The sequence below is a fragment of the Hydrocoleum sp. CS-953 genome (assembly GCF_002260545.1).
Taxonomy (GTDB): Bacteria; Cyanobacteriota; Cyanobacteriia; order Cyanobacteriales; family Microcoleaceae; genus Trichodesmium.
In genome coordinates, this window is sequence record NZ_LGSU01000849.1 from 1 (window position 1) to 5042 (window position 5042).

General features: G+C 38.3%; 6 protein-coding genes and 2 pseudogenes. 4 read left to right on the forward strand and 4 right to left on the reverse strand.

Features of this window, described 5'->3' with window-relative positions:
• Nucleotides 1–522: 522 nt before the first annotated feature.
• The 4 genes and pseudogenes from AFK68_RS10965 to AFK68_RS10980 form a co-directional block, all read left to right on the forward strand.
• Nucleotides 523–1149, forward strand: a 627-nt coding sequence (locus tag AFK68_RS10965; RefSeq protein WP_143437775.1) for a pyridoxine 5'-phosphate synthase, incomplete at its 3' end; no start/stop codon positions are given.
• Between the two features lies 1 nt (nucleotide 1150).
• Nucleotides 1151–1451: pseudogene (locus tag AFK68_RS10970) on the forward strand (pyridoxine 5'-phosphate synthase); the annotation flags it as partial.
• A 21-nt stretch (nucleotides 1452–1472) separates the two neighbouring features.
• Nucleotides 1473–1814, forward strand: a complete 342-nt coding sequence (locus tag AFK68_RS10975) for an MgPME-cyclase complex family protein (protein ID WP_094672740.1) — start codon at nucleotides 1473–1475, stop codon at nucleotides 1812–1814.
• Between the two features lie 421 nt (nucleotides 1815–2235).
• A complete protein-coding gene (locus tag AFK68_RS10980; RefSeq protein WP_246844117.1) occupies nucleotides 2236–2916 on the forward strand; it encodes a hypothetical protein in 681 nt (226 codons plus the stop codon).
• A 294-nt stretch (nucleotides 2917–3210) separates the two neighbouring features.
• Here the strand turns inward: AFK68_RS10980 and AFK68_RS10985 are convergent.
• The 4 genes and pseudogenes from AFK68_RS10985 to AFK68_RS38610 form a co-directional block, all read right to left on the reverse strand.
• On the reverse strand, nucleotides 3211–3607 hold a 397-nt coding region (locus AFK68_RS10985), incomplete at its 5' end, for a divergent PAP2 family protein (RefSeq protein ID WP_143437774.1).
• A gap of 1 nt (nucleotide 3608) precedes the next feature.
• A pseudogene (locus AFK68_RS44790) lies at nucleotides 3609–3874 on the reverse strand (divergent PAP2 family protein); the annotation flags it as partial.
• A gap of 9 nt (nucleotides 3875–3883) precedes the next feature.
• The gene (crtE, locus tag AFK68_RS10995; protein ID WP_246844118.1) at nucleotides 3884–4825 is read right to left on the reverse strand and encodes a geranylgeranyl diphosphate synthase CrtE; all 942 of its coding nucleotides are present in this window, start codon (nucleotides 4823–4825) and stop codon (nucleotides 3884–3886) included.
• Between the two features lie 30 nt (nucleotides 4826–4855).
• On the reverse strand, nucleotides 4856–5042 hold a 187-nt coding region (locus AFK68_RS38610; protein WP_210407347.1), incomplete at its 5' end, for a hypothetical protein.

The window sequence follows — 5042 nt, forward strand, 5'->3', positions numbered from 1 at the left end:
CAATAGTGCCTGTTCCCGGAGCACAGCGCTATAAAACCCACCCCTGCAGATGGTGTATAACTTGATATTTTGCCTAAGTCCTGAATCTAAAAAGTGCTGTAGGTAAAAGTTATAGATTTCTAGGCGTTGCTGAATAAAAGTATGATTTTACCGAATAATTAAGGTTTAAAGCCTCTCATGATCAAGGAGAAACAATGAATTTATTTTCCTTTTCTTCAATCCAATCCGTTTTAGGGAGAGGTAATTATCAATTATCAATTATTGAATTTGTCATTATCCAGCCGTTAGCTATTTCCTGTTAATCAGCCACACAAGAATAAGTCGTTTAAATGCACAATAGCTTATAAAACTAAACAAGAGGAAAACTTAATACTCAAAGTTTATAAATTAGAACTTATTGAATTGTCCACAAACTGCCTCAGTTTCTGTAATTTTGATAATTTCAGAAAGCTTTGAGGTTTAGACTGATAATATAATTAAGTACCTGTGCAAAATTAATTTAACCTTTTTAGGAGAAAAAAATTGCCCACTCTTGGTGTCAACATCGACCACGTTGCCACAATTAGACAAGCGCGACAAACTGTAGAACCTGACCCAGTAGCAGCAGCAGTTTTAGCTGAACTAGCTGGTGCTGATGGTATTACTGTCCATCTGCGGGAAGACCGTCGCCATATTCAAGAACGAGATGTCCGTATTCTCCGACAAACCGTGCGGACTCATTTGAATCTAGAAATGGCCCCTACTGAGGAAATGGTGGCGATCGCTTTGGAAATTAAACCGGACTATATTACTCTTGTACCAGAACGCCGGGAAGAAGTCACTACTGAAGGGGGTTTGGATGTGGCAGGAAATCTTCCCCGGATGAGGGAAGTTGTAGCCCAATTACAAGGAGCGGGTATTCCTGTAAGTATGTTTATTGATGCAGAAAAAGCTCAGATAGAAGCTTCTGCCGAAATTAAGGCCAAGTTTATTGAACTCCATACGGGATGTTATGCTGAAGCTGAGGATGAGGCCACACGCCACAAAGAATTGACTGTTTTGGCAGATGGGTGCAAAATAGCGATCGCTGCTGGTCTTCGGGTCAATGCTGGACATGGCCTCACTTATTGGAATGTTTATCCAGTTGCTTGTCTAGAAGGTATGGAAGAANTTCTGCCGAAATTAAGGCCAAGTTTATTGAACTCCATACGGGATGTTATGCTGAAGCTGAGGATGAGGCCACACGCCACAAAGAATTGACTGTTTTGGCAGATGGGTGCAAAATAGCGATCGCTGCTGGTCTTCGGGTCAATGCTGGACATGGCCTCACTTATTGGAATGTTTATCCAGTTGCTTGTCTAGAAGGTATGGAAGAACTCAACATTGGTCATACAATTATTTCTAGGGCGGTACTCGTGGGTATGGAACGAGCTGTCCGTGAAATGAAACTGGCCATAAATGGTCAGTTCTAATTACTAACTTTATTGATGGAAATGCAAACTTACTATTACGTCTTAGCTAGTCAAAAATTTTTAATGGAGGAAGAACCCCTAGAAGAAGTCTTGAGGGAGCGCACCAGAGATTATCACGAGAAGGAAAAGGAAATAGATTTCTGGTTAGTTTCTCCACCTGCTTTTTTAGAAGCTCCTGAACTGGTTAGCATCAAAGAAAAATGTCCTCAACCTGCAGCAGCGATTATTTCTACTAATCCTCAATTTATTACTTGGTTGAAATTACGCTTAGAGTCTGTAATTACAGGAGAATTTCAAGCACCTTCAGACACTATTCCTGAAAATTTAGTTTCTCTAGCACCTGCTTCTACAAAAGATTCTTAATTAGGGGTGGCTGAAAAAAGTAGAATGTGGGGAAGGGTCGGGAGATTGAGTCTTGTCTAATAATTTATACCAGCATCCATAAGTTTTAGCGACTGAAAAGTTCCAGGTTTTCGGTTCCTAGAACTGCAAAAGGTTAATGTTAGGACTGACTCAGAAACCGGGTTTATGAACGAAATTTCGTGGTGTTAACAAAAATATTAGGGCAGTAAACCCGGTTTCTTGATTGGGACAGCGTAAGTGCTGAATGTTGTAGGTTGACTATTGCAGAAAAATCAACAGGCAACTCTTCTGACCAGACAGTTCAGTTCATGGTACTTAAACATTTTGTGGTTGAAAAAAAAGAAACTTCAGTATTTAAGCTTCCTACTTCTATAGGAAATACTAATAACTGATAACTGATAACTGATAACTGATAACTGAAATGACTAATACTCAACTGCAACTGAATAAACCTTGGTTGGGGAGGCTAAAAACTTTGATGGCCTCAACTTTTTTATTATTGTCATTTTTGACAATTGAGGAAAAATATGCTATAGCAATTGAAGATTGTCAATCTCCTGGCAGTGATGAATACTTATTAGTCATAATTACAGAAACACCTGGAAATCAAGAGATAGTTCGTCGCAGTCTGCCACCAGATATTACAATAGATGTCTGTCGCTACATTGACCAGACTGTTAGTAGTATCCGAGGTTTTGATGACCAAGATGTGGCGAGTGATTGGGCAAGATATATTCAAGATATCGTGGGGTTGCGTGCCTATGTAGTTAGACCGAGTGAGGAGACAGAACCTGATGGACCTTTACCAGCTCCTCCAGAAATAGGTTTTAATCCTCAACCTTTAGGTAGTGGTTATGCTGTTTTAGTAGATTATAATAATCAACCAGAAATCGCTTTACAGTTGGAAAGAAGTTTAGGGCGTAATGTCGGTTTAGCTGCTTATGGGCAAAAACCTTTTTTATTAGTAACCTATACAAGAGGACGTAAAACTGCTACAAATAGTATGTTCAACTTAAGCGATCGTGGATTTTTAGCTTTTGTTGTAGATAGTAGTAGGGTGACATTAATTAGTCCTAGAGTTAAATTAGAAAATAGGGACTAGGGTTTAATAATTAATAATTAATTATTAATAATTTTGAGCATAAATAGCTGAAAAATAGATACTTTTTCCAGACCTAAAAAGGAACTTACCTTGATCTGTAAATGCTTTGATATTTAATCAGCAGAGCAATAATTAATGAATAAAAGTGAGATATAGCATATTTTCGATAAAATTAATTAAGTATAAGCAAAACTCGCAACCCAAGATACAGNTCTGTAAATGCTTTGATATTTAATCAGCAGAGCAATAATTAATGAATAAAAGTGAGATATAGCATATTTTCGATAAAATTAATTAAGTATAAGCAAAACTCGCAACCCAAGATACAGCTACTCCTAGACAAAAACCTACTATTACCTGTACAGGAGTATGACCTAACAACTCTTTGAGACGATCTTGATTAAGATGATGGTCTTCCTGGAATAATTCATCTATAATCTGATTAAGAATTCGAGCTTGTAATCCTGCTGCTTGACGAACTCCTGCTGCATCATACATCACAATAATCGCAAAAACTAAAGCTAGGGCAAACTCTGGACTACCCCAACCTTTTGTCTGACCTACTCCTACTGCCAATGCTGCTACAAATGCAGAATGGGCACTAGGCATTCCCCCACTTGTGAATAAAGCTTGTAAATTAACCTTGTGATGTTGAACTAACTCTACCACTATCTTGAAAAATTGAGCCATGNGCATCATACATCACAATAATCGCAAAAACTAAAGCTAGGGCAAACTCTGGACTACCCCAACCTTTTGTCTGACCTACTCCTACTGCCAATGCTGCTACAAATGCAGAATGGGCACTAGGCATTCCCCCACTTGTGAATAAAGCTTGTAAATTAACCTTGTGATGTTGAACTAACTCTACCACTATCTTGAAAAATTGAGCCATGAGACAAGCTAGGAGAGCAACCCATAGAACATGGTTATCCATTATTTCACCAATATTCTCCATGTTATCCCCCTAGTTAGTGCGGCTGATAATAAAATCTGCTAAAGCTATTAGTGGCAATGCCTTTTCTCCAAAAACTTCTAACTCTGCCTTGGCATTCTGAACAAGTATTTGAGCTTGACACCGAGATTTTTCTAATCCCCAAATTGCTGGATAGGTTGCCTTTTGAGCCTCAAGATCCTTTCCTGCTGTTTTCCCTAGTTCTTCTGTTGTAGCAGTAATATCGAGAATATCATCAACTATTTGAAAAGCCAAACCAATATTTTGAGCATATCGGGAAAGTTTCTGTAAATTAATTTCCGAAGCACTGGCAAGTATAGCACCACATACTACACTAGCTTCTAAAAGAGCGCCTGTTTTATGAGTATGGATAAAATGTAGGGTTTTTTCAGATACTTGTGAGAGACCCTCGGAAGCTAAGTCCACTACTTGGCCTCCAACTAAACCTGCTGCTCCAACTGCTTTTCCCAACCGAGCAATGACTTCAAGAACTTGTTGTGGTAGTACATTTTTAGTTTGAGTAGCCACAAATTCAAAAGCATAAGCTAATAAACCATCCCCTGCCAGAATTGCGATATCTTCACCATAAACTTTATGATTTGTCAACTTACCTCGGCGATAATCATCATTATCCATTGCAGGCAAATCATCATGTATTAAGGACATGGTGTGGATCATCTCTAATGCACAGGCAGTGGGCATTGCCATTTCTATATTTCCACCTGCTAATTCACAGGTAGCCAAACAAAGAATTGGACGTAAGCGCTTACCACCTGCTAGTAGGGAATAGCGCATTGCCTCATAAATTTTTTCTGGGTAGACTATACTGATAGAATTGTCAAGAGCTTTTTCAACTAGAGCTTTTTGCTCTGCTAAATAGGTAGGTAGGTCAAAATTTGTATCTATTTGAAATTGAGGAAGCATGGGATTAATCTGGTGGCCAGTATTTGGCATTAGCACCATAGATTATACACTTTATTGGTTTCAATCCCGAAATTTATTTGTTTGAAGAAGAAAGCAAAAAGGCAAAAAGGAATTATACTCAATCAGTTTAATGATAAAATAGTTTTCGGAGTTTTTTTCTAAATTTGAGTAGTCATTAGTTCCCATTGCTTTAAACCAGAAATTATTATTGTCAAAACCAATTCCTGTAGCAGTCGTAACGCTGAAT

Excerpts from the sequence above, each read along its gene's own strand:
- AFK68_RS10975 (WP_094672740.1), top strand. The coding sequence starts at position 1,473 with ATGCAAACTTACTATTACGTCTTAGCTAGTCAAAAATTTTTAATGGAG.
- AFK68_RS10980 (WP_246844117.1), top strand. The coding sequence starts at position 2,236 with ATGACTAATACTCAACTGCAACTGAATAAACCTTGGTTGGGGAGGCTA.
- crtE (WP_246844118.1), bottom strand. The coding sequence starts at position 4,825 with ATGCCAAATACTGGCCACCAGATTAATCCCATGCTTCCTCAATTTCAA.